This is a genomic window from Microbispora bryophytorum (assembly GCF_043197435.1).
Classification (GTDB): Bacteria; Actinomycetota; Actinomycetes; order Streptosporangiales; family Streptosporangiaceae; genus Microbispora; species Microbispora bryophytorum.
The window spans coordinates 640,292-663,077 of sequence record NZ_JBICTF010000002.1 but is presented as its reverse complement, the minus strand read 5'-3'; the positions used below and the strand labels follow the sequence as shown (position 1 = coordinate 663,077).

19 protein-coding genes and 2 tRNA genes are annotated in these 22,786 nt (G+C 68.0%); 15 read left to right on the top strand and 6 right to left on the bottom strand.

What is annotated here, in order from left to right:
• Positions 1-113 precede the first annotated feature (113 nt).
• From mptB to serS, 5 genes are all read left to right on the top strand, one after another.
• The gene (mptB, locus tag ACGFIB_RS08060; RefSeq protein ID WP_393369513.1) at positions 114-1,574 is read left to right on the top strand and encodes a polyprenol phosphomannose-dependent alpha 1,6 mannosyltransferase MptB; all 1,461 of its coding nucleotides are present in this window, start codon (positions 114-116) and stop codon (positions 1,572-1,574) included.
• A 2,187-nt stretch (positions 1,575-3,761) separates the two neighbouring features.
• Entirely contained in the window at positions 3,762-5,036 is a 1,275-nt protein-coding gene (locus tag ACGFIB_RS08055) for a glycosyltransferase 87 family protein (protein WP_393369510.1), read from the top strand.
• 22 nt (positions 5,037-5,058) lie between these two features.
• Entirely contained in the window at positions 5,059-5,478 is a 420-nt protein-coding gene (locus tag ACGFIB_RS08050) for a DUF4446 family protein (protein WP_142567929.1), read from the top strand.
• A 179-nt stretch (positions 5,479-5,657) separates the two neighbouring features.
• Positions 5,658-6,578, top strand: a complete 921-nt coding sequence (gene pheA, locus ACGFIB_RS08045; protein WP_142567928.1) for a prephenate dehydratase — start codon at positions 5,658-5,660, stop codon at positions 6,576-6,578.
• Positions 6,579-6,616: 38 nt separating this feature from the next.
• On the top strand, positions 6,617-7,882 hold the full coding sequence (serS, locus tag ACGFIB_RS08040) for a serine--tRNA ligase (RefSeq protein ID WP_142567927.1): 1,266 nt from the start codon (positions 6,617-6,619) through the stop codon (positions 7,880-7,882).
• A gap of 345 nt (positions 7,883-8,227) precedes the next feature.
• Here serS and ACGFIB_RS08035 read toward each other — a convergent pair whose 3' ends face one another.
• Complete coding sequence (locus ACGFIB_RS08035) at positions 8,228-8,431, bottom strand: cold-shock protein (RefSeq protein ID WP_041952879.1); 204 nt, start codon at positions 8,429-8,431, stop codon at positions 8,228-8,230.
• Between the two features lie 408 nt (positions 8,432-8,839).
• Here ACGFIB_RS08035 and ACGFIB_RS08030 point away from each other — a divergent pair, with 408 nt between their 5' ends.
• A complete protein-coding gene (locus tag ACGFIB_RS08030; RefSeq protein WP_357238077.1) occupies positions 8,840-9,637 on the top strand; it encodes an HAD family hydrolase in 798 nt (265 codons plus the stop codon).
• Between the two features lie 18 nt (positions 9,638-9,655).
• On the opposite strand, the gene ACGFIB_RS08025 is transcribed toward ACGFIB_RS08030, so the two are convergent.
• Together ACGFIB_RS08025 and ACGFIB_RS08020 are read right to left on the bottom strand one after the other, a co-directional pair.
• Positions 9,656-10,183: a bacterial proteasome activator family protein gene (locus ACGFIB_RS08025; protein WP_142567924.1), complete on the bottom strand. Its 528-nt coding sequence runs from the start codon at positions 10,181-10,183 to the stop codon at positions 9,656-9,658.
• 58 nt (positions 10,184-10,241) lie between these two features.
• Positions 10,242-11,204, bottom strand: a complete 963-nt coding sequence (locus ACGFIB_RS08020) for an NAD(P)H-quinone oxidoreductase (protein WP_393369505.1) — start codon at positions 11,202-11,204, stop codon at positions 10,242-10,244.
• Between the two features lie 186 nt (positions 11,205-11,390).
• Between ACGFIB_RS08020 and ACGFIB_RS08015 the strand changes: the two genes are divergently transcribed.
• Positions 11,391-13,868, top strand: coding sequence for a nucleotide-binding protein (locus ACGFIB_RS08015; protein WP_393369502.1), 2,478 nt, complete (start codon positions 11,391-11,393; stop codon positions 13,866-13,868).
• A 99-nt stretch (positions 13,869-13,967) separates the two neighbouring features.
• Positions 13,968-14,056 (top strand) — tRNA-Ser (locus ACGFIB_RS08010).
• A 207-nt stretch (positions 14,057-14,263) separates the two neighbouring features.
• Here ACGFIB_RS08010 and ACGFIB_RS08005 read toward each other — a convergent pair.
• Positions 14,264-14,617 (bottom strand): helix-turn-helix domain-containing protein, encoded by a 354-nt coding sequence (locus tag ACGFIB_RS08005; RefSeq protein ID WP_393370038.1) that lies wholly within the window; start codon positions 14,615-14,617, stop codon positions 14,264-14,266.
• An 844-nt stretch (positions 14,618-15,461) separates the two neighbouring features.
• Here ACGFIB_RS08005 and ACGFIB_RS08000 point away from each other — a divergent pair.
• The 5 genes from ACGFIB_RS08000 to ACGFIB_RS07980 all read left to right on the top strand — a co-directional run bounded on the left by ACGFIB_RS08000 (position 15,462) and on the right by ACGFIB_RS07980 (position 18,466).
• On the top strand, positions 15,462-16,070 hold the full coding sequence (locus ACGFIB_RS08000; protein ID WP_393369499.1) for a restriction endonuclease subunit S domain-containing protein: 609 nt from the start codon (positions 15,462-15,464) through the stop codon (positions 16,068-16,070).
• A gap of 255 nt (positions 16,071-16,325) precedes the next feature.
• On the top strand, positions 16,326-16,991 hold the full coding sequence (locus ACGFIB_RS07995) for an HAD family hydrolase (RefSeq protein ID WP_393369497.1): 666 nt from the start codon (positions 16,326-16,328) through the stop codon (positions 16,989-16,991).
• Between the two features lie 203 nt (positions 16,992-17,194).
• Complete coding sequence (locus tag ACGFIB_RS07990) at positions 17,195-17,863, top strand: hypothetical protein (protein WP_393369495.1); 669 nt, start codon at positions 17,195-17,197, stop codon at positions 17,861-17,863.
• 79 nt (positions 17,864-17,942) lie between these two features.
• Positions 17,943-18,098 carry a hypothetical protein gene (locus ACGFIB_RS07985; RefSeq protein WP_393369493.1) on the top strand — a complete coding sequence of 52 codons (156 nt, stop codon included), beginning with the start codon at positions 17,943-17,945 and terminating at the stop codon, positions 18,096-18,098.
• Between the two features lie 92 nt (positions 18,099-18,190).
• Positions 18,191-18,466 (top strand): CPCC family cysteine-rich protein, encoded by a 276-nt coding sequence (locus ACGFIB_RS07980; protein ID WP_393370035.1) that lies wholly within the window; start codon positions 18,191-18,193, stop codon positions 18,464-18,466.
• A gap of 310 nt (positions 18,467-18,776) precedes the next feature.
• Here ACGFIB_RS07980 and ACGFIB_RS07975 read toward each other — a convergent pair whose 3' ends face one another.
• Positions 18,777-20,327 carry a CBS domain-containing protein gene (locus ACGFIB_RS07975; protein ID WP_393369490.1) on the bottom strand — a complete coding sequence of 517 codons (1,551 nt, stop codon included), beginning with the start codon at positions 20,325-20,327 and terminating at the stop codon, positions 18,777-18,779.
• A gap of 501 nt (positions 20,328-20,828) precedes the next feature.
• On the opposite strand from ACGFIB_RS07975, the gene ACGFIB_RS07970 reads away from it, so the two are divergent.
• Positions 20,829-21,062, top strand: coding sequence for a hypothetical protein (locus ACGFIB_RS07970; protein ID WP_393369487.1), 234 nt, complete (start codon positions 20,829-20,831; stop codon positions 21,060-21,062).
• Between the two features lie 399 nt (positions 21,063-21,461).
• Here the strand turns inward: ACGFIB_RS07970 and ACGFIB_RS07965 are convergent, their stop codons facing one another.
• Positions 21,462-22,454, bottom strand: coding sequence for a hypothetical protein (locus ACGFIB_RS07965; RefSeq protein WP_393369484.1), 993 nt, complete (start codon positions 22,452-22,454; stop codon positions 21,462-21,464).
• A 221-nt stretch (positions 22,455-22,675) separates the two neighbouring features.
• Here ACGFIB_RS07965 and ACGFIB_RS07960 point away from each other — a divergent pair.
• Positions 22,676-22,753, top strand: a tRNA-Ser gene (locus tag ACGFIB_RS07960).
• The last annotated feature ends 33 nt before the right edge of the window (positions 22,754-22,786 follow it).

Sequence of the window (22,786 nt, the reverse complement as noted above, 5' to 3'; positions counted from 1 at the left end):
TGAGTGCCCGTCGGTCGTGATCAGTGCAAGATCACGAAAGGGATAGCCCCTGGTCGACGCCGCCACTTGCGACAAAATCCAAGATCACGGCGCGGGTGTGGTGGAATTTGGGGGTGGATTCGCGGGGGCGTGCTCGGATCGCCGCCCGGCTGGCCCCGGCCGCCGGCGGCCTGTCGATCGTTCTCACGATCACCATCGGCGTCCTCGGGCCGTCGGCGATGGTGCCCCGACTGCCGGGGCGGTCGTGGCAGCCTCCCTACTCGCTCGATCTCGCGCCGGACGGTCGTCTCGTCGTCGCGCTGGCCGCCGCGGCGCTCGTCCTCGGCACGGCAGGCCTGGCCGCCGGCCTCGCTTACGCCGACCGGATGCCGCAGGCGCGCACGCTGGTCGTCGCCGGGTGCGCCGCCGCCGCGGTCCTCGCGTTCCTGCCGCCCTCGGGGTCGGCCGACCACCTCAACTACGCGGCGTACGGCCGGATGGCGGCCCTCGGCCACGACCCGTACGCGACCGTGCCCGCCGACCTTCCCGCCGATCCCGTCGTCGGCCGGGTGGAGGAGTGGACCAGGACGCCCAGCGTGTACGGCCCGGTCGCGACGGCCGTGCAGGCGCTGGCGAGCCACGTCGGGGGCGACTCGGTCCGCCTGACAGTCTTCGTGATGGCCCTGGTCAACGCCGCCGCCTTCGTCGCCACCGGCCTGCTGCTCCACCGCGCCACCGCCGGCGATCCCGTGCGGCAGCGCCGCGCGGCGCTGCTGTGGACGGCCAATCCGCTGCTCGTCTACGAGCTCGTGGCCGGGATGCACCTCGACACCGTGGCGATCGCGTTCGTCGTGGCCGGGCTGGTCGCCCGCCGGGGCGTGCCGCTCGGCCTGGGGGTCGCGGTCAAGGCCACCGTGGGCCTGGTGGCGCTGGGCACGGCGTGGGAGCTGCGCAGGAGCCCCCGGCGGCTCGCCCTGGTCGCCGGGCCGGCGGCGCTGACCGTGGTCGTGGCCTACCTGCTGGCCGGGCCCCACGCGCTCGACCAGCTGCTGAACGCCAGCAAGTCGGTCTCGCTGGCCACGCCGTGGAAGCTCGCGCAAAGGGCCCTGCAGGTGATGTTCGGGTCCGGGGCCTACCGGGCGTGGATCCAGGCGGGGTCGCTGCTCCTGCTGGCCGCGCTGGCCGCCCTCCTCCTGCGTGGACGTCCCACCGCCGAGCGCGAGGGGCCGGTGGTGGCCCTGGCCGTCGCCGTGGCCTGGTTGTTCGCCACGCCGTACGCGCTGCCCTGGTATGACGGGCTGGGGTTCGCGCTGCTGGCCCTGGTCGCCTGGCCGGGCCTGGAGGCGTTCCTGGTCGCCCGGCTCGCCGTGCTCTCGCTCGCCTACCTGCCCGCGCGTCAGGCGGATCAGCCGGCCGACCTGGGGTGGCTCGTCGGCGTGGTCAGGGGCTGGGTGGCGCCGTCGCTCCTGCTGGCGCTGACGATCGCGCTGCTGTGGTGGGCGGCGCGGTCTGGAACGCGCGTACGGACGCCGCCAGCGCCAGCGGCACCGCGACCGTCAGGGCCATCGCCGGAATCGCGATCCCCGAGTCGTTGATCAGGAACCCGGCGAACGCCGCGGTCAGCGCGCCGAACAGCCCGGCCCGCAGCTCCGGCGCCCGCTCGTAGGCCAGGCTCAGCGCGGGCGCGCCCCACCGGGACGGCCGGGCCAGCACGAGGAACAGGAACGCCAGCGCGACCACCGACAGCAGCGTCAGCGGGAGATTGCCCAGCGTGTGGAGCATCGCCCCGAGCTTGCGCCCGACGACCGAGCCGCCCTCGCCGCCGATGATCTGCTGGACGAACGCCCCGAGGTGGGTCCGCCGGTCGGCGGGACGCAGCCAGTCGGCCACCGCGATCAGCGAGATGAGCGCGACCCCCGCCACGCCGATCAGCCCCAGCCGGAGGACCGACACACGCTTGCCCGCGGCCATCAGCACGCACACCGCCACGCCGAGGACGAACGACGGCACCCCGCCGAAGTCCGCGCCCCAGGTCGGCCAGCCGTCCCCCGCGATCGCGAGCAGGCCGTACGCCACGCACACGGCCGCGGCGAGCCTCGGCCGGCGGCGCAGCACGTGGGCGACGGCCGCCAGGAGCAGGATCGTGCCGGTCGAGTAGACGGCGAAGGCCATGTTGCCGAAGCCGTAGAACCTGCCGCCGGTCACGGGCTCGTAGCCGGCCACCGCGTTCACCTGCAGCCGCGAGCCCGTCACCACGTCGGCGAGGAGCGCGAGCGAGCTGATCCCGGCGACCACGGCGGGCGGCCCCAGCACATGGCGGCGCCACGGCCCGGCGTACGCGAGCCCGGCCACCAGGACGGCGAAGCCCAGGATCGTGCCGAGCAGGGCGGGCATCGGGTGCGCGAAGCCCCACCACGGCACGAGCTGCGCCAGGAAGATCGACACCGGGAGCGCGCCGCTGACCGTGGCGACGACCCGTGTGGTCGTCGGCATCCGCCGGTGGCGCCTGATCACGAGCGCGGCCAGGCCGTAGAAGAGCAGTTGCGCGGCGACCAGCGTGATGAAGAACGGCTCTCTGACCTCCCTGAGCACCTGGCTCGCGAGGTCGGCGTCGGCCAGCTCGGCCGCTGAGGGTGCCTCGCCGCCCCCGGACCAGGGCCTGCCGACCGCACCGTCGGGAGTGGGGAGGCCGAGCAGGTGCGTGACCGTCGTCGTGACGTCGGTGATCGTGACCAGCGCCCGCTGCCGGGTCGAGGAGGCGGTCAGCGCCCCGTGCCCGTACGGCCCGCCGGCGGCGATCGCGACGTGCAGGTGGGCGATGGCGCCCTCGCCGCGGCCGGGGGAGTCGGACAGCCCCGCCACGAGCACGGCCGAACCGGCGGGCACCTTGGCGAGCACCTCGGCGACGGTCCGGTCGGCGGCGCTCACGGCCGCCCGCCGCGCCTGCCCGCGCCCGTCGCCGGCCGGGTCACCGGCCTGGTCACCGGCCGGGTCGTCTGCCGGGCCGTCGGCCTGGGCCCCGGTGATCTCCCCCGCCTCCGCGACCACGAGGGCGTACGGCGCGAGGTCGGGCAGCGCGGCGGGCGTCGCGGCGTACGTCGCGACCCTGCCGGACCGGTCGGCGGCGGCCAGGGCGGCCCCCGGGCCGGCGGCCGCGATCCTTCCCCCGGCGGCGGTCACGGTGTCGGCGAGGAGTCCGAGCCGGGCCTTGAAGGGACCGGCCTGCTGCACGGCGACCAGTTCGGACCAGTTCGGGATCGTCGCCGTGCCGCCGGCGGCGGTCACGGGCTCGGGAAGGGGGCCGCAACCGGCGCCGGGAGCTCCCGCCCGCTGGCCCGCGGAGACCGTCAGCCAGCCGGCGGCCGGGCAGGTCACCGGCAGCCCCTCGGGAGGGACCGTCCTCGTGGACAGCGACGCGCCGGAGCCGCGGGCGGCCAGCCCCCACAGGGCGGGGGTCCGTCGCGGGTCGAGGTCGTCCCAGCGCAGGCCGGGCACTCCGATCACCACGACCCGGCCCGTCACCGCGGCCGCCTGCCGTGCGGCCGACGCGGGAGCGGCGGGCAGGACGAGGGCCGCCACGACGAGCACCAGGATCGACGCCAACAGCCTCGCCGCGGCTCGGGCCGCCGGGCCCCGAGCCGGGCCCTGTGCCGGGCCCCGAGCCGGGCCCTGTGCCGGGCCCCGAGCCGGGCCCTGTGCCGGGGCTGATCCAGGTGGCACTGTCCCGCGCTCCCTCATGATCGATAACGGTGCGGACACGGTCCACGGTAGCCTGCCTGGTCATGACGACTGGCCGCATCGCCGGGGGCCGCCGGCCCGCCTGGGCGTGGGCGCTCGCCCTGGTGGCGCTGGCCGCCGCGGCGTCGCCGCTGATCGCCTACTGGCTGACCAACCCCGAGGACCAGCGTCTGGTGGACCTGGACGTCTACCGTACGGGCGGCTGGGCGCTGCTGCGGGGTCTGCCCGTCTACGACGTGATCACGCCGGCTCCCCAGCTGCTGCCGTTCACCTATCCGCCGGTGGCCGCGATGCTGGCGGTGCCGCTCGCCATGATGTCGTGGCCGGTCGCGCAGTGGGTGTGGACGGTCGCCATCGTCGCCGTCCTCGCCGTGACGGTCCGGCACGCCTTCCGGGCTCTCCTGGACGGGGTGCGCGGCGTCCTGGCCGCGCCGCTGCTGTTCGCCGTGCTGTGCGCCGCGTGCACCTATCTCATGCCGATCAGGGACCAGTTCAGGTTCGGCCAGGTGGACCTGTTCCTCCTGGCGTTGTGCCTGCTCGACTGCGTGGCCCGCAGGCCGTGGTGGCCGCGCGGGATGCTCATCGGCCTCGCCACGGCGGTGAAGCTCACGCCCGGCGTGTTCCTCGTCTACCTGGCGATCACCGCCTTCCCCGCCCGGGAGGGGGATACAAGGCAGCGTCACGGCAGCGCAGGACAGCGGCGTGCCTTCTTCATGGCGGTGTTCACGGCGGCCCTGCTCACGCTGCTGCCGTTCCTGGTGATCTTCGACGACGCCCGGGACTTCTGGTTCGGGGCGCTGCTCGACTCCGAGCGCCTCGGCGCGAACGCCGCCACCACCAACCAGTCGCTGCGTGGCATGCTGCTCAGGCTCTACCTGCCCGATTGGCTGACCACGGTGCTCTGGCTCGCCGCCGTCGCCGTGATCGGCTGGTACGGCTTCCGCCGCGCCCGGCGGGCGTACCTGGACGGTGATGTGACGACCGCGGTGGCGCTGACCGGGCTGATGGCGGTGCTGCTGTCGCCGGTGGCCTGGATCCACCACATCGCCTGGGTCGTGGTCGTCCTCGCGGCCCTCGCCGGCTCCGGTCGCGACCCGGTCCGGCTGCTGGTCGCGGCGGGTGTGTGGCTCTACTACGTGCTGCCCATCCCGTGGTGGGGAGTGACGCTCAAGGCGCTGGAGATCCCCGTGCTCAGCCCGGTCGCGGGCAAGATCGTGCAGAACGCGTTCGGACTCGGCGCCATCGGCCTCGTCTGGCTCCTCGGCACCTGGTTGCCTCGGCGGCGGGCCGCTGTCGCCGTTCCCGCTGCGGCCACTTGACCAAGTCATTACGCTCAGTGCCGTGCTGGTTACCGTTGTGGAGATGGCCGGTGTCCTGGCGGGGGTGACCGGCGTGGCCGTCGGCCTGATCGCGCTGCGCGCCGCCCGCCGTTCCGTGCGAGTGTGCCTAGACGCCCTGGATCGGCGGGCCGCCGTCGAGGGCCCGGTGGACAGCAGGGCGATCCGCGACGTGGCGCTGTATCGGTATGAGGCGCTCGACGAGATGACCGGCAGGCTGTCGTTCTCGCTCGCGCTCATCAACGGCTTCGGCGACGGCGTCGTGCTGACGTCGATCAACGGGCGCACCGAGACCCGCACGTACGCCCGGGCCGTACGCGGCGGGAAGGGGCTGCAGCCGCTGTCGCCGGAGGAGGAGCACGCCGTGCGGGCCGCCAGGCTCGGCATCGGGCCCGAGGTCGAGCCGCAACGCCTCCCCGGCTGAGCCGCGACATCTCCCCGGCCGAGCTGGGCCTATGCCTCCCCGGCCGAGCCGGGCCTATGCCTCCCCGGCTGGGCGGGGCCGACGGCTGAGCGGGGCCGGCCGGTTCACCGGCGGAAGCCGGTCGGGCACAGGGGTGTCTCCGCACGCAGGCCACACCTACCTGCGGATACCCTTGGGGCATGTCGAAGCTCGCGTACCTGGGGCCCCAGGGCACCTTCTGTGAGGCGGCCCTGCGGCTCCTGGAGCCCGATGCCGAGCGCCTGCCCTGCGCCAACGTCGGAGCCGCGCTCGACGCCGCCCGCGACGGAGAGGCGGACGGCGCGGTGGTCCCGCTGGAGAACTCGGTGGAGGGGGCGATCACGCAGACCCTCGACGAGCTGGCCGGGGGGAGGGCGCTCCACATCACCGGCGAGTGGCTGCTTCCGGTCGAGTTCTCCCTGCTGGTGCGGCCCGGCACCGAGCTGGCCCAGATCAAGCGGGTCCTCACCCACCCGGCGGCCCACACCCAGTGCCGCGGGTTCATCGAGCGCGAGATGCCCGGCGCCGTGGTGATCGCGGCCTCGTCGACGGCCGCCGCCGCGCAGGAGGTCGCCTCTCCCGGGTCTCCGTACGACGCGGCGATCAGCCCGGCCATCGCCGGGGAGTACTACGGGCTCGACGCGATCGCCTCGGACATCGGCGACCGCTCCGACACCGTCACCCGGTTCATCAAGGTGAACCGCCCCGGGCGGCTGCCCGAGCCGACCGGCGCCGACCGCACCTCGCTCGTGGCCTTCCTGCGCGACGACCACCCGGGCGCGCTGCTGGAGATGCTGAGCGAGTTCGCGGTGCGCGGGGTCAACCTGACCCGCATCGAGTCGCGTCCTACCGGCGACGGCATCGGCCGCTACTTCTTCCACTTCGACTTCGAGGGGCACATCGCCGACGCCCGGGTCGGGGAGGCCGTCGCCGGGCTCCACCGGCTCTGCGACGATCTGCGTTTTCTCGGCAGCTATCCGCGGGCCGACCGGGTCGCGACGCAGATCAAGGAGGGTACGGCCGACCCGGACTTCGCCGAGGCCGCCGAATGGCTCGGAAAGATCCGCGCCGGCCTCGCTTGACGGGCGGGAGCCGCACCGGCTCCGGTAGCCTTTGAGCCGTGATTGACCTGCGAACCCTTCGTGAGGACCCTGACCGGCTCCGGGCGTCGCAGCGCGTCCGCGGCGAGGACTACTCGGTCGTGGAGACCCTGCTGTCGCTCGACGAGCGCCGCCGTGCCGCGCTCAACACCTTCGAGTCGCTGCGCGCAGAGCAGAAGAGCATCGGCAAGTCGGTGTCCCGCGCGTCCGGAGACGAGCGCCAGACGCTGCTCGACCGCGCGAAGGAGCTGGCCGCGCAGGTGAAGGCGGCCGAGACCGAGGCCGCCGCGCTGGCGAGCGAGCTCGACGAGCTGCTCATGACCGTGCCGAACTTCGTCGAGGAGGGCGCGCCTCCCGGCGGCGAGGACGACTACGTGGTGCTGGAGGAGGTCGGCGAGAAGCCGGTCTTCGACTTCGAGCCCCGCGACCACGTCGAGCTGGGCGAGCGGCTCGGCGCGATCGACACCGAGCGCGGGGCCAAGGTTTCCGGGGCCCGGTTCTTCTTCCTCAAGGGCGTCGGTGCGCGGCTCCAGCTCGGGCTGCTGAACATGGCGATCCAGCAGGCCGTCGAGGCCGGCTTCACCCCGATGATCACGCCCGTGCTGGTCAAGCCCGAGGCGATGGCCGGCACCGGCTTCCTCGGCGCCCACGCGAGCGAGGTCTACCGGCTGGAGGCCGACGACCTCTACCTGGTCGGCACCAGCGAGGTGCCGCTGGCGGCCTACCACTCCGACGAGATCCTCGACCGGGCGTCGCTGCCGATGCGGTACGCCGGCTGGTCGTCCTGCTTCCGGCGCGAGGCCGGGTCGTACGGCAAGGACACCCGGGGCATCATCCGCGTCCACCAGTTCGACAAGGTGGAGATGTTCTCCTACTGCCGTCCTGAGGACGCGCACGAGGAGCACCTGCGGCTCCTCGCGTGGGAGAAGGAGATGCTGGAGAAGGTCGAGATCCCCTACCGCGTGATCGACGTCGCGGGCGGCGACCTCGGCTCGTCGGCGGCGCGCAAGTACGACTGCGAGGGCTGGGTGCCCACGCAGGGCCGCTACCGCGAGCTCACCTCGACCTCCAACTGCACCGACTACCAGGCCCGCCGCCTCAAGGTGCGCTACAAGGACGAGGACGGCAAGCCGCACCACGTGGCGACGCTCAACGGCACGCTCGCCACCACCCGCTGGATCGTGGCGATCCTGGAGAACCACCAGCAGGCCGACGGCTCGGTGGTCGTGCCGAAGGCGCTGCGGCCGTACGTGGGGCTCGACGTCCTGGAGCCGCTGTCCCGGTAGATCCACCGGCCCTGATCGAGGAGACCTCCGGCGTGGTGCCGCCCACCACGTCCGGAGGTCTTCGCGTCTCACGCTCTGTGGCGGGTTTCGGCGGCAGTGCCGGGCGGGCATCGATTGCCTCAGATGTCCGGCGAAAGTGCAATCTGCACCTTTGATGGCACGGTGCCGTCAGGTGTGATTTAAATCTCTCGGTTCGGACGGCATCCGAGTGCGAGAAGGGCTCCGTGCGTGAAACTTTCATGCGCGAGGGTCTTCCACGGGTCAGCCCCATGCTTACGGCCGGATGGCCCCGGACATGCGAAAGGCGGGGCTCGCCACCGCGAACCCCGCCTCCGTTACGTCAGGTCACAGACCGCGGACGTTCGACGCCTGCGGACCCTTCGGACCGGCGATGACCTCGAACTCGACCCGCTGGCCGTCCTCGAGGTTGCGGTAGCCGCTGCCAGTGATCGCGGAGAAGTGCACGAACACGTCGGGCTCGCCGCCGTCCGGTGCGATGAAGCCGAAGCCCTTCTCAGCGTTGAACCACTTGACAGTTCCCTGAGCCATTACTGCTCTCCCTAAGGAAGTGAATCTTGGGGACCACACCTCGTGGACCCCGGGTGTGTCGCACAGCTCCCCGGGTGGCTCATACAGTCAAACTGGTTTTCGCTACGGGAACAGCTAATACAACGCCTTCATATCTAACACTATGTAGCCCGTTGGTGTTCCATGTCCGGGGGAGATTTCTCGCCGCCGATGTGGCCACCGGTGTGGGTGTGGCAGCCGGTGTGGCGGTGGCCGTAGGCGTCCGTGTGGCCGGGGTATGGCGGCGGATGTGGCCGTGGCGGTATGCGTCGGGTGGCCGGGTGCGGCGGGGTACGACGGTGGTTGTGGCCGTGGGCGTGACGGTGGTTGTGGCCGTGGGTGTGGCAGTGCGTGTGGCATCGCCCATCTCGGTGCACACTGGAACCTGTCATGACTTGTCCCCGACTCGTCGCCACGGACCTCGACGGCACCGCTCTGCGCACCGACGGAACGGTCTCCCCACGTACCGCCGCCGCTTTCGCCCGGGTGGAGGAGGTCGGCGGCACCCTCGTCTTCGTGACCGGGCGGCCGCCCCGGTGGATGCACACCGTCGCGGGAGCCGTACGGCACCGCGGGCTCGCCATCTGCGCGAACGGCGCGCTCATGTACGACCTCCACACCGAGGAGATCGTCGACTCGCGCCTGATCGACGCCGACGTGCTCGAAGAGTGCGTCGCCCGGCTGCGGCGGCATGTGCCCGGCCTCAGATTCTCGGTGGAGTACGAGGGAGGCTTCGCGCACGAGTCCGACTACCCGCTGGGGCGCTGGGACGCCCGGGAGCTGGCCTACGGGCGGATGGCGGCCATAGCGGCGCTGACATCCCGGCCGTGCGCCAAGCTGCTCGCGCAGCATCCGTCGATGGACCCGGACGAGTTGCACCGCGGAGTGCTGGAGATCGTCGGCGACATCGTGACCCCGACCCACTCCAGCGGGCGGGCACTGGTCGAGATGAGCGCGTACGGCGTGACGAAGGCCACCGCGCTGGCGACGTTTGCCGAGGAGCGGGGGATCAAGCCCGCGGAGGTCGTCGCCTTCGGCGACATGCCGAACGACCTGCCGATGCTGACCTGGGCCGGCACGTCGTACGCCATGGCGAACGCCCATCCCGACGTGCTGGCCGCCGTCGATCACGTGACGGCGGCCAACAACGACGACGGTGTGGCGGTCGTGCTCGAGACCCTGTTCTGAGTCGGCGGGGAGCGGGGTTTACAAGTAGGGGCCACCCGCGCGGTGGCCCTGATCGTCCTGTGAGGCTTGGGTCATGCCGCCGGGGAGTGCGCGGCGCATCTGCTCCAGCTGCGCCCGGGCGGCCATCTGCTGGGCGAACAGCGTGGTCTGGATGCCGTGGAACAGGCCCTCCAGCCAGCCGACGAGCTGGGCGTGCGCGACTCTCAGCTCCGCGTCGCTCGGCGGGGTCGCGCTCTCGTCGTTGAACGGCAGGGTCAGCCGTTCCAGCTCCTCCACCAGCTCGGGGGCCAGGCCCTCCTCAAGCTCCTTGATGGAGCTCTGGTGGATGTCCTTGAGCCGCTTGCGGCTGGCGTCGTCGAGGGGAGCCGCCCGCACCTCCTCCAACAGCTGGCGGATCATGCTGCCGATCCGCATCACCTTGGCGGGCTGCTCCACCAGGTCGGCGACGGACCGCTCCTCGTGCTCGCCCTTACCGTTGCCGCCGGAGGCCGAAAGGCCCTGCGGCCCCACGACCACGATCTGCGGCGTGCTCTCGTCTGCGTTCATCGATCGCTTACAACTCCTGATTCGCCGGGGCACACCGTGCTCACCCCATCAACTTAACTCACCTGACCAGCAAGAGCTTTCCGATGTGTTCACCCTCTTCGAGCATCCGGTGGGCCCGGGCGGCCTGGTCGAGGGGGATCCGCTCGTGCACCACGGGCCGTACGGCTCCGGCGGTGACGAGCGGCCACACGTTGTCCACCACACCCCGGCAGACCACGCCCTTGTCGTCCGCCGGGCGGTTGCGCAGCCCGGCCGCGTGGACCGAGGCCCGCTTGGCGAGCAGCGCGCCGAGGTCGAGCTCGCCCTTCGCGCCGCCCTGCATGCCAATGACGACCAGGCGGCCGCCGGTGGCGAGGGCGCGAAGGTTCCCGGGCAGGTACTTCGCGCCGATGATGTCGAGGATGACGTCGGCCCGGCCCTCGAACCGTTCGGCGAAGTCCTCCTCGCGGTAGTTCACGCCCTCGTCCGCGCCGAGTTCGCGGCAGCGCGCGAGCTTGTCCGCGGAGCCGGCCGTCACGAGCACGCGCGAGCCGTACGCCTTGGCGAGCTGGACGGCCAGCGTGCCGATGCCGCTCGCGCCGCCGTGCACGAGCAGGGTCTCGCCCTTGCGAAGGCGGGCCGTCATGAAGACGTTCGACCACACCGTGCAGGCGACCTCGGGCAGACCGGCGGCCTCGTCCAGCGGGATTCCCTCCGGCGCCGGCATCACCTGCTGCCAGGGGACCGCCACGCGCTCGGCGTATCCGCCGCCGGCCAGCAGGGCGCAGACCCGGTCGCCGGGCGCGAGACGTGGGACGTTCTCGCCGACCTCGATGATCGTCCCGGAGCATTCGAGCCCGGGGATCTCGGAGGCTCCCGGCGGCGGCGGGTAGAGGCCGCGGCGCTGGAGCAGGTCCGCCCGATTGACGGCCGAGGCGGTGACCTCGATGACGACCTCACCTGCGGCGGGACGCGGGTCGGGCACTTCCTGCCAGGCCAAAACCTCAGGTCCGCCAGGTTCGGAAATCACGATCGCACGCATGTGACCTAAAGTAGCGTGGCGGAGAACTCGGCGGTTGCCCGCATTCACGGTATTACGTGGCGCTAATCTGCAATGTGTTTGCTACCCCATTAGCTCAGCCCGAGGGGGTACACGGTGGCGAGACATGATCGTGAGGATCCCCATTCTCTCGAGGACCAGCTGGCATGGCTTGACGCGATCAAGGAAATGCCCGACGAGGTGGAGATAGCGGTCAGCGCGGTCACCTCCGCGACGCTCGCCTCTCCACAGCCACCGCCCGCCGAGCCTGAGCCCACTTCGCCGTACCCCACCGACCCCTGGAGCCTCGTCCCGTCCGAGTCCGCCTCCGGCGGCCTGCTTCGCGGTGCGGGCGAGGGTCTGCTTGGCGGCGCGGGTGACAGCGCGGCCGGCTCCGCGTACGGCGCCCCGGCACGGGAGGACGCGCAGACATCCGAGTCGTCGTCCACCGGCCCCATCCGCGACCCCCTCTTCGATGCTGGCTATTCGGAGAGGTTTGGGTATGAAAGCGGGGAAAAGTCCGGATTTGGGTCCGGCTATGGCGCCGACTCGGCCTACGGCGAGACGAGCTTCGGCGACACGGCGAACGTGAATGACACGACGGCCTTCGGTGAGACGACCGCCTTCGGCGGGACGACGGCCTTCGGTGAAACCGCGGCCTTCGGCGAGACCACGGCCTTCGTGACCAGGCCCGAGTCCTCGCCGCCGGAACAGCGTGAGGACACGCCGTCGGCCGAGTCGCCCGCCGCGTTCGGCACACCGCCGGAGACGAGGGGTGCGGAGCCCGCCACGTCGACCGGGCCGGTGAGCGCCCCGTCGTTCGGTTCGCCTTCCGGTTCGTCCCTCGGTTCGTCTTTTGGGACGGCGTCGGAGCCGTCCTTCCCGGGGTCTTTCGGCTCCTCTTCCGGAGCGGGACCGGAGTCCGCCGAGGCGGCCTCCGACGCGACGCCGGAGACACCCGGCGATGACCAGGAGCCCACGGAGGACGACGGCCGCTCCACCCCGCCGTCGGGCGGCCTGAGCGGTTCCTCGTCCTTCACCACCCCCCTGTTCGGCGAGCAGTCTTTCGACAGCGGCGCCTTCCCCGGCTCCCCGGCGGACACCGACGCCTACAAGAACATCGGCGCGTTCTCGGGCAGCGAGTCGGCCAAGCCCTTCGTCTCCCCGGCGCCCGGCGATTCGTCCTCGGCGACGGAGTCGCTGCGGGGCTGGCTTGAGCCGGCCGTGCCGGTGCCGGCCGCGCAGCAGGAACCCGGTGCTCCCGCCGCTCCCGCGGCTTCTGCGGCTCCTGCCGCCCCCGCGACTCCTGCCGTTCCCGCCGCTTCTGCCGAGCCGGAGGAGCCGCCCGCGCCGCCGCAGAGCCCGTCTCCGTTCGCCACCCCACGGGCCGAGGCCGCGCCGGACTTCACGGACGACCGCTTCACCGGCTCCCTGCGGGAGGACCTGGCCGCCGAGGAGCGGAAGCCGTACGAGCCGGGTCCGGTCGCGGCGCCGACGCCACCGCCCGCACCCGCACCCGCGCCTGCACCCGCACCCGAGCGCGCCTCGGCGCCGAGCCACGCACCGGTCGAGGCCGCGGCCGTGGAGCGGGACGCGGTGGCGGAGCGGGAGGCGTACCAGCCCCCGCGCCGACCGGCTCCCGTCTCCGCCTTCAGCTCGCCCGCGCGTACGACGGGGAAGTCGGCCGGCTCCAAGCCGACCGCCGACAGTCTCGATCCGGGCACCCTGCTGAGGGGGCGGCGCAACACTCCCGCGACGGGCTGGCGGCGGCTGGTCTACAAGGCGTCCGCCGGGCTGATCAAGCCGGGCGAGGCCCCGGAGGTGCGGCGGCGCCGTGAACTCGTGCAGCGCGCCCGCACGCCCGTCGCCACCGGTCACCACCGAGTTGCCGTGCTCAGCCTCAAGGGCGGGGTGGGCAAGACCACGACGACCGTCGGCCTCGGCGCCACGCTCGCGCAGGTGCGCGGCGACCGTGTCATCGCCGTCGACGCCAACCCCGATCGTGGAACGCTCTCCGATAAGGTCGAGTTGGAGACCGCGGCCACCGTACGCGACCTGCTGAACGAGCGCGCGCAGATCAAGCGATACGTGGACATCCGCGCCTTCACCTCGCAGACGACCTCGCGGCTGGAGATCCTGGCGTCGGACCGCGACCCGTCGGTGTCGGAGGCGTTCAGCGCCAAGGACTACCACGCGGTGGCGCAGGTGCTGGAGAACTTCTACTCCATCTGCATCACCGACTGCGGCACCGGCCTCCTGCACTCCGCCATGTCGGGCGTGCTCGGCATGGCGGATCAGATAGTGCTGGTCAGCTCGCCGTCCGTGGACGGGGCCCGGGCGGCCTCGGCCACGCTGGACTGGTTGGAGGCGCATCACTACGGCGACCTCGTCCGGGCCGCAACCGTGGTGCTGTGCAGCGTACGGCCCCGGTCGAAGTCCACCGTGGACCTCGACAAGCTTGAGGCGCACTTCGCCGCCCGCTGCCGCACCGTCGTCCGCGTGCCGTACGACGCCCACCTGGAAGAGGGCGCGGAGATCGACCTGGATCGCCTCCAGCAGGCCACCAGGGACGCCTACCTCCGACTGGCGGCCTCGGTGGGCGACGGCTTCGCCGGGCCGCACGCGCTGGCCGAGCCCAGGTTCTCGGAGATCCCGGATCATCTGTAGGCGAGACGTCGAGGCGAAATGATCTCTTTTGCGTTCGCGGTCACCTACGGGAGAGTGAGAGACTAGGCTGCTGCGTGGCGCTCTGGCATGGGGCGCCCGGGAGAGCTCGCCTAGTGGACGATGGCGGCGGTCTTGAAAACCGCTAGGCCGGGTGACCGGTCTCGTGGGTTCGAATCCCACGCTCTCCGCTCAACCAGCCAAAACGGCGTCTGACCAGCGGATTCGCTCGGTTCAGACGCCGTTGCTCGTTCCAGCCATGCGCAGCCGTACGCCACCCTGAGCAGCCCTCGGCCGCTGTCTGCGGAATATGCGCGGAATGATGCAGCGCGTGTTCTCGCAGGTCGCGCCCTATGAGAGCACGGGCCTTGGGACCTTCCGGGCCCGTGCTCAACTGATCAGTCCGTCCCAGTTCCCCGGGACGCATCCTCACTGGGAAGGCGTAGCATCTGGACGTTGTCCAAGGATGGGCGGCCGGCGAAGTGGCTATATAGCGTCAGCAAGACATCCTGTTCGCTGCGGCTTAGCTCCGACTTGGCGATCGCTCTTTCCACTGGATCGGCTACCTGCGTTAACATGTCGAAGTAGTCGCCAACTGGGATCTCCAGCAACTCTATAAGCTTCCGCACATGGTGGCTCTCGGGAGTTTTCACGCCCCGTTCCCACTCAGACACCTTCGGTTGGGATACCCCCACCTGCCGAGCGATGTCGTGTTGCTGCAGACCCTTTGCTAGGCGAGCTTTCCTGAGCATCTCGCCGGACTCTTGAGAGATCACGTACTAGTAGTACAAGATCATGAAGGGGTGCGTCGTGAAACTGCGAAAGTTGCTCCCGCTGTCACTTGTGATCTGCGAACGGGACTAGGATCTACCGCTTTCCTTGCGGGGGTTTCAGAGTCTGCGCATGTCGGATAGTCGGCCCGAGGCCACCTCCCCGCCTAGGGGACCACTATGGCCTGCCATCAGCGTCTTCATTGAGTTCGATTACTCGGATCAGGTACTGCTGTCGTTTGACCGCACACCCGATGCGATGAAAGTTGGTCTGGACCTTCCTCGCCAGGCTGATCGTCTCCTCGCGCTGCACAAGGCGGTTATTAAGGCAGCTCAGATGATGACAGGTGCGAGAGACGAATCAGATGCCGTGCGCCTACTCCTTCAGTTTGCGAAGAGTGAGGAACGAGAGAGGTTGCGGCCACCAACGATGGTCGCAGAATCGGCCGAGACGACCTGGCGTAGCACGCCTGTGCCGAACCTCAAGCGTGACTACCCGATCGGCGAGGACAGCAACCCCCGCGAGGTCCCTAGTGGTCTGCCCGATAGCAGCAGACGACGACATTGAATGCCCTTAATCGGAGAGACCTCCACGACTAGACGTCATACAAGAAAGGGCCCCGGAAATCCGAGGCCCTTTTTCGCTTCCTTGGTCACCCGGTCAGGGCGATCTTCATGCCGCTGATATATTTGATAGGCGCGCCCAGGCTAGAGTGAAGCTAGCGACACTTCGCAGAGAACTAGACCGTGCTCTCATTGTTGGAATGACAGGTTCAGAGCTAGTAGAGTTGGTTAAGCAGGCACCGGAGTTTTGGATGCGCACAGCGTGACTAACTTTCTCGGTACTCGATACGCTTTCGAAGCCTTCACTCTCAAGGCTTCGAGTGCTATAAATAACATTCTCCTACCCAAGTATTACGATCCCGAGGCAGCTACCACTCTTAGGCTGATGGAAGCAAATTGCGACCTGATCAGCATCAAGGAACTTGTCTCGTTAGGCGTCATCGAGCTTGAGACCGGCGACGAGGTTGGAAAGCTTGCCTACGGCGGTGGAGATGTCTCGTTCGTGCGCACAAGCGACCTTGGTAATTGGGAATTGAAGTACGACCCCAAGCAACGTGTGTCGCAAGCGACCTATCAAGCATATAAGGACAAGCAGTCCGCACAACCCGAAGATATTCTCCTCGTCCGAGACGGTACCTATCTTGTAGGTACGAGCAGTATGGTCATGCCGGCGGATTGTCAAATGCTCTATAGTGGCGGCATCTATAGGATTAGGGTGAAGGATAAGAGGGTAGTCGATCCGTACCTACTTCTCGCACTCTTGAACACAGAAGTCTGCGGGAGACAAATGCGCAACAAGCCAATTTACGCGAGATGTCATCGATACTTTGGGGCGGCGCCTGGAGGAAGTTGTACTTCCTGTTCCCCGTAGCCAGGAGGTTCGGACTGCCATCTCTCACCTGATGGCAGACCTGCTCAAAGAAAGGGCCGAGCTGCGAGAGCAGGTGGCTAATCTTGGCGTCTCGCTTGTTGGCGCATCAGCATAGACGATGACACTTCATCTATGGCCGATGAGCGCTTCTGGTACAACCCCTCTCCCTTGACATCGCTGGCGCTGCCTGTGTGTCTCATTGCGGCCCGCAAGTAACAGCAGCGTTTACGAGAGGGCTAACTAGGAGTAGGGGTCGTGCAGCGGCTTGCGCTATTCGATCTGGACAACACCCTTGTGGATCTCGATGTGGCGTTCCGAGTGTGGGTTGAGAAGTTTGCCGAGGAGCATGGCTTGGGACGCGAGGGCATTGACTGGCTGATCCGTCTTGACCGGGACGGTTACCCACACCGAGAGGTGTTCTTCCGCAAGGTTCGCGAGCGTTTCGCCCTACCTAACTCCGTCGAGGAGTTGTGGGGCAGCTATCGGAGGCGGATGCCGTATCTCGTGCGCTGTCGGCCCGAGGTGCTGGACGGCCTGGTTCGGCTGCGCGTGACTGGGTGGCAAGTCGCGATCGTCACCAACGGGACGGCGGACAACCAGCTTGGGAAGATCCAGCAGACAGGGTTGGCCGAGGCCGTCGACGCCTATGCGCTGTCGGGGCTGGAGGGCATTCGCAAGCCCGACGTCGGCCTGTTCGAGATCGCGGCCAAGCGTTGCGGCGTGACTCTCGCCGAGGGCGGATGGATGATCGGCGACAACCTAACCGCCGACATAGCCGGCGGACGTGCCGCAGGTTTGCGAACAATCTGGATCGACCGAGGCACTTGGCCCGACGCCGACCACCAGGCCGATCACGTGGTCACGGACGCACTTCAAGCTATTGAGATCTTGCTGGCAAGCAGCGAGGGCGGCAGCTCATGATGACAGCAGCGGTGACAGCAACGTCGGCCACCAAGAGCATCCGGCGGCAGCCGTCCACCATCCTCTGACCACGGTCTCTAGATCGAGGGCAGGGCGATTGTTCCGCCTGAAAAGCGGAAGGTCCGTCCTGACTTGGAAGCCGGTTGTTCCGGTCGGTCGGAGAAGCGCCGGATCACGCTACCGTGCGCGGTTGGATGGAGAGCATGTCCGCTCACGACGTGGCCCGGCTGTTGCCCGATGTTCCGGTGCTCCGTGACCTGTGCCGGTCCATGGCGGTGCTGGAGGCCATCCTCAGCCCGGGGTGGGAGAGCCGCTACCACTGCTTCGACGCAGGGTGGGGTCCCGGGGAGGAGATGGCCTCGATGCGCAACAGTTCCGGAGATGAGTACTCCATCGTCTTCTCGGCAGCGGGCGCCTACATCCGCGGCTTCGACCACGAGGCGGCGATGAGCCCGTACAACAACGACGGGCCGTGGCCGGGGGTGCTCGACTCGGTTCCCGAGGTCTTTCGGCACTGCGTGGCCGAGCCCGCGTTCTGCGACGAGGACGGGATGCCGGTCCTGACTGCCTGCCTGTGGCGCGGGACCGGTGACGACTGCTGGCGGGTGGGAGAGATCGACTACCCTGACGGCGCGAGCGACCCCGACGGGGCGTCATACCTATTCGCGCGGCTCACCGATCCGTCTCCGGAGGCGTTCCGGCGGTTCGCCGAGGACTACTACGAGATTCCGGTGGACCTGGACGCGGTGCGGCACGTCTACGCGCTCCGCCCGCTGACACAGGCGGTGGTCACCACACTGAATGTCGACCTCACCATCAAGGATCTCGCCGACGACCTCGCGGCGGCCCGGTATCCATCCGTCACCGGCTGAGAAGACGCTCTGCCCGTGGGGTGGTGGTCGTGCAGAGGCTCGCGCTCTTCGACCCTGGCCGCCGGTGGATGGATGGGTGGTGACGATCTCATCAAGGACATCGGTGGGGGACGGGCCGCCGGCGTGCGTACGGCTCTGGGTCGACCGGCGGAACGGGCCCAATCAGGAGCACGAGGCGGACCACGTCGTCACGGACGTGCTCCAAGCGATGGAGATCATGCACGGCGAAGGCTGACCGGACTGCCGCGAGGTGATCTGCAATGTAGTCCGCTCAGTGCGGATCCAGGGGCAGATGGACAGGTGCGTTACCGTGCGGTGGTGACGTTCATGAACATCGTGCGTCGTAAGGGCGACGAGCTGTATCCGTGTCCGTGCTGCGGGTTCCTCACTCTTGAGGAGCGGGGCATGCACGAGATCTGCCCGGTGTGCTTCTGGGAGGACGACGGCCAGGATGAGCATGACGCCGACGAGGTTCGCAGTGGTCCCAACTACGGACTGAGCCTCACCCAGGGACGGCGAAACTTCGCCAAGTTCGGCGCAAGCAGTAAGCGGTGCGTCGACAAGGTACGTGACCCCCTCCCTCACGAGTACCCAATCCAATGATCTTGCTAACCCGAGTGCTAACAACAGGTCTAGACGGACCTGGACGACCGTGGACTGAGGGATCCTGCAGAGACCGCCCCACCAGGCCCAGAAGACAACCGCGGACGGTCCTGGACGGTCTTGACCTAACTCGTAATGAAGGGGCCAAGGGTTCGATTTCCTCAGCTTAGGCAGATCCGCCTCAACGAGTGTCGGCGTACTCCTTAGTATGCATGCAGAGGTGAGTACGGGTAAACGACGTCCGAGATCGGCCTATGCCGGTTACGATCCATGCCACTGATCAAGCGAGAACGCTCAAGGGCCAAGCCTGTCAATGACGTGGATCTACGATGCGGAGCATCTCGATGAAGCCCTCGACGCTTCTGAGGGTTTCTCCATCGAGTGGATCGGGAGCGAAATGCATAAGCTCGTTACGAACGTCTTTGACGACTTCTAGTATCTCGAGGAAGAGTGCGTGGTCGAGTGGCCAATCGAGACGCTCCCAATGTGAGGGAGGCGCGAGCAGATACTTGTACGCCCCAAGCATCAGGTCGTCCGCCGAATTGACCTTAGCGGCCAGATGTCTAGGCGCTGCCTGTCGTAGTTCGTCGAGGGTGAAGACCTCGTTCGCACGCCTCCTCAGTCGCCGCTCGGCCTCCTCCACCAGTACGAAGGGGCGGGCAAGATGGCCGAACTGCTGCGTCAAGTCGGCTGCGGTGATGATGCCTATCACCTTCTTGTCCGAGTCACAAACGAAGACGTACCCCCTGTCGTAAATCTCGCTTACTTGGCTCAACAGGTCTTCATGATGATCGACGGAGCGGACGGTCCGATCTACCGCATCCGAGACGGTGAGGACCTGCTGCCGCATGGAAGCCTTGCCGATAGACTCCCAGCTCACGGCTCCATACAAGGTCCCGTTCTCGTCGATCACCGCAAGCTGCGAGTACTTGCCGCTCAGCATTTTGGTGTGGGCGATGCTGATCGTGTCTTCCAACCGGACGGAGGCCGCACCTTTGTTCGCGGCCTCTAGCACGCCAACCTGCAAGGTGATTGCGGGCAGGTCGGGGGCATCCTCAACGTCGGGTTGGAGCGACTGGCTGGGAGACTGCGCCGAGCTGTCAGGTTCTTCGCCGACAGGGAGGAGTTCGATGGTGTTGTCGAACCATCCCTCCGTGAATGATGGCCGCGTTGTCACTCCCTTGGCGACAAGATCTGCTTCGATGCGGGCCACCGACGCGGGTGTGCGACGGGTAACTCCCCACCGTTTGAGAAATTCACGGATGGTGAGCCTGATTGGCTCACCCGCAGTATTGGCGATTACTCCGTCGAGAAGCTCATGCGGGGTGGCGAAGCCTTCCAACATAGCCATCTCGTCCGGCGTAGGGCCAGGGTCGATACCCTTCTCTGCGAGATGGGCGATCCGGCGGGGAGCTCCGAAGCGGCTGAGAGCGCAGACCGTCAGCAGAGAACTCATGCTATTGCGCAAGTCTTGCTCTACCGCATTTTTTGGGATATCCGTGCGTAGCCATTCCACGGGCCGCACCTGACGGAAGCCGGGATCAGCGTCGCCCTGGTACCGATATGGCCCGGTGACCCGACCCACGGCAATGGTCTGCCGTGTCTTCAACGGGCACACGATAAGGTCGCCTTCACGGATTTCTCGAAGGAACCGCCATAATTGCCCCGTCCAGTTGGACAGAGTCGCTTTCTCTGCATCCGGGTAATTCTCCTTGACCACTGCTGCGATGTCGGTGCGGGACTCACAGGTACTGAGGTCGCCAAGGTTTGACCAGCCGAGGATCGCTTGCCCTTCATTCAGGGCGACGTTTTCCCGCTGCCCGTTCTCGCCGAGTCGAACTAACCATGCGCGTAATGTCATCGGCACCCGTCCCTTTGCTGCACCTGCAGCCTCCACCCTGCCACAAGGGCCCGCGCTCCCGTCAAGGAGTGGAAGAACCGCAAACCGCGCAAGACCCGAAAGCGGTCGAGGGTGAGGGGACTACCCGAAGGGATATCGCCGAATCTGCTGCGGGGGAACATGAGCTTCCCTGGTTACGTTGCGTGAGCGCCTAACTCCAGCAAGGTGATCTTATGTTAGCTGCGATGATAGCCGGCCAGGACTGGACATTGCGGATGGGCTGCGCGGTCGGCCTGAACTCCTTGGCTGGTTCCTCCGGCGTCCGCCGGCGCGGACCAACTCCACCATCTGCCGCCGGAATTCCTGCGGTACGGCACACATGATATGGGCACTTGGAACTCCTCCCGGAACACATCGTCGCAAGCATTCAGCTGTCCACCAGACCGGGTCACATGAATGCTGCTGGAGTACTGATGTGCGGCTGTAGGCTTTCGCACCGAAAACAGGAAACGGAGACAAGTTGTGATCGAGAAGATTTGGCGTGCGCTCAAGGGCGCTGCGTCGCAGCCGAGCACCGCCCCCGGTGCTCCCCGCAGTCGGACGTTCTACCACTGGCGCTGCTCGTGCGGCGCTCACTCTCGCGGCGGCTGGCTCATCACATTCGACGCGGAGTACAACGCCCAGCGGCACATGTGGCGCCAGGGCGTGGGACATCCGATGCCGGAGGTCTACTTCACCGAAGAGGAATTTGCGTAAATCGGAGTTGATCCCGCTCGCCGAGGACGCTCCGCCAGAGCATGGGCTTCTCTGAACTACCGCACCGGCTCGATCTCACGCATTGCTGCAGGTGGCCGGCTCCGGTCCTTCCTCAGCGGTTGGTGCGGCTCTCTCACGCAAGATGCGTGGCATTGCATACGTGGTTCCATTGACGACAACGGTGACGACAACGTCGGCCACCACAAGCGCCCGGCTTCATTCGCGGAGCACTGCTGGCCCCGCCTGGGGCAGGAGGAGCAGGGTGATTGTTCCGCCTGAAAAGCGGACGGTCGGCAGTTCGATCCTGTCCGTGAATACCGGCATTGACCAGCAAGAACGCCTTGAAATGATCACCGTTCCAGGGCGCTCTTCGTTGCGTTGATGGACCCCAGGATTGGTTTAGGCGTCCACCTCATAGCGATACCAACGCCGCGGATCCCCGTCCTCGTGCACCCATAGCATCCCATCTCTGCCAATCTTCCCCCGTGCCCAGCCGGTCGGGTGTCGGTCGTCTGGCAGCAGCAGGTGCCCACGCTCCGTCTCGGTGACGGCTCCGCCCTGCCGGCGGGCCCTGCGGATCTCCCAACGGAACCCACCGCCTGCTCGGTGCTGATCGAGGAAGGCAAGCTCAGAACCGGAGACGGCCAAGCCGCTGCATCGCGTGACAGGGTTCGGTGTGACGCTCCGGACGCCGTCAGCGTCGATCTCGATCAGCGGAAAGTCGGTGTAGGGGCAGGCGTGGACCACGTCGCGACCGACATTCAACGCATAGCAGTCGCACCAGACGACGCCTGGGGTGTGGGACGGTGCCATCCAGGGCGGGCCACCGTCACTGTCCCAGCGCACCAGACCGATCATGAAAGTGTAGGAGCGGGTGCCGTCCGGGTTGATGGACCAGTAGTTCGACTCGTCGAAGTAGCTGGTCCAGATGTTGCCCTGGGCATCCGTCAGGAGCTGCTTGATGCCGTCACCAGCGTAGAAGGCCGACCGGGTCTGCCCACCTCCGTCGATCACCTGGACGTTGTCGGTGAGGCGTAGTTCGCCCTCGGAAGTTGGCTCCTGGTAGCGCTCGACGTGGATGCCCACGGGCTCACAGCGGGCAGCTGCCAGGACGATGCCATCGCCGAGGGTGTCGATGTGGGTGAACCATAGGCCGAGATCTATCAGCGGGATCTGGCGGATATCGGCTCCGTCGCAGATGACGGCGGTCGCGTCGTAGCGCGGGGGCGGCCGGAGCTCGGAGAAGTGCGGGATGGGGGCGAAGCCCTGGGCGGGGTCGGCAACCAGGGCGGCGAGCCGGCCGCGGTGGTCGATGGTTGAGGCCAAGACCTCACAACAGGCGTAGCGGTCGGGAAGGGTCGCGTGCAGCGCGAGCCGACGGTCAGCGACCATGAGCCTTTCTCGTTGTCATCCACTGATGATCGCATACGAGGCAACGCCGAGTCGTCGAGTCATGGGTGGCAGGGAAGCGCTCGAGCCTGGCGGCCCTCCGCTCCGGTCCGCTTGCCACCTAATGGCTAGGGTGATCGACGCGGTCCGCGCGGGATATGTACGGGATGATCTTCCGTTTCCCCTCTTGGGCGGCAGGCTACGTCGCAGGTGAGAGACGGTGTGGATGCGGAATTCGCAGTGTTCTTGAAAACCGCTAGGCCGGGTGACCGGTCTCGTGGGTTCGAATCCCACGCTCTCCGCCCAACCAGTCAAAACGGCGTCTGACCAGCGGG

Bases quoted from the DNA above. Each gene is read 5' to 3' on its own strand.
- ACGFIB_RS07990 (WP_393369495.1), top strand. From the start codon at position 17,195: ATGTCCGCTCACGACGTGGCCCGGCTGTTGCCCGATGTTCCGGTGCTC.
- ACGFIB_RS08005 (WP_393370038.1), bottom strand. From the start codon at position 14,617: ATGCTCAGGAAAGCTCGCCTAGCAAAGGGTCTGCAGCAACACGACATC.
- pheA (WP_142567928.1), top strand. From the start codon at position 5,658: ATGTCGAAGCTCGCGTACCTGGGGCCCCAGGGCACCTTCTGTGAGGCG.
- ACGFIB_RS08035 (WP_041952879.1), bottom strand. From the start codon at position 8,431: ATGGCTCAGGGAACTGTCAAGTGGTTCAACGCTGAGAAGGGCTTCGGC.
- ACGFIB_RS07975 (WP_393369490.1), bottom strand. From the start codon at position 20,327: ATGACATTACGCGCATGGTTAGTTCGACTCGGCGAGAACGGGCAGCGG.
- ACGFIB_RS08015 (WP_393369502.1), top strand. From the start codon at position 11,391: ATGCCCGACGAGGTGGAGATAGCGGTCAGCGCGGTCACCTCCGCGACG.
- ACGFIB_RS08025 (WP_142567924.1), bottom strand. From the start codon at position 10,183: ATGAACGCAGACGAGAGCACGCCGCAGATCGTGGTCGTGGGGCCGCAG.
- ACGFIB_RS08020 (WP_393369505.1), bottom strand. From the start codon at position 11,204: ATGCGTGCGATCGTGATTTCCGAACCTGGCGGACCTGAGGTTTTGGCC.
- ACGFIB_RS07965 (WP_393369484.1), bottom strand. From the start codon at position 22,454: ATGGTCGCTGACCGTCGGCTCGCGCTGCACGCGACCCTTCCCGACCGC.
- ACGFIB_RS08055 (WP_393369510.1), top strand. From the start codon at position 3,762: ATGACGACTGGCCGCATCGCCGGGGGCCGCCGGCCCGCCTGGGCGTGG.
- ACGFIB_RS08030 (WP_357238077.1), top strand. From the start codon at position 8,840: ATGACTTGTCCCCGACTCGTCGCCACGGACCTCGACGGCACCGCTCTG.
- ACGFIB_RS07980 (WP_393370035.1), top strand. From the start codon at position 18,191: ATGAACATCGTGCGTCGTAAGGGCGACGAGCTGTATCCGTGTCCGTGC.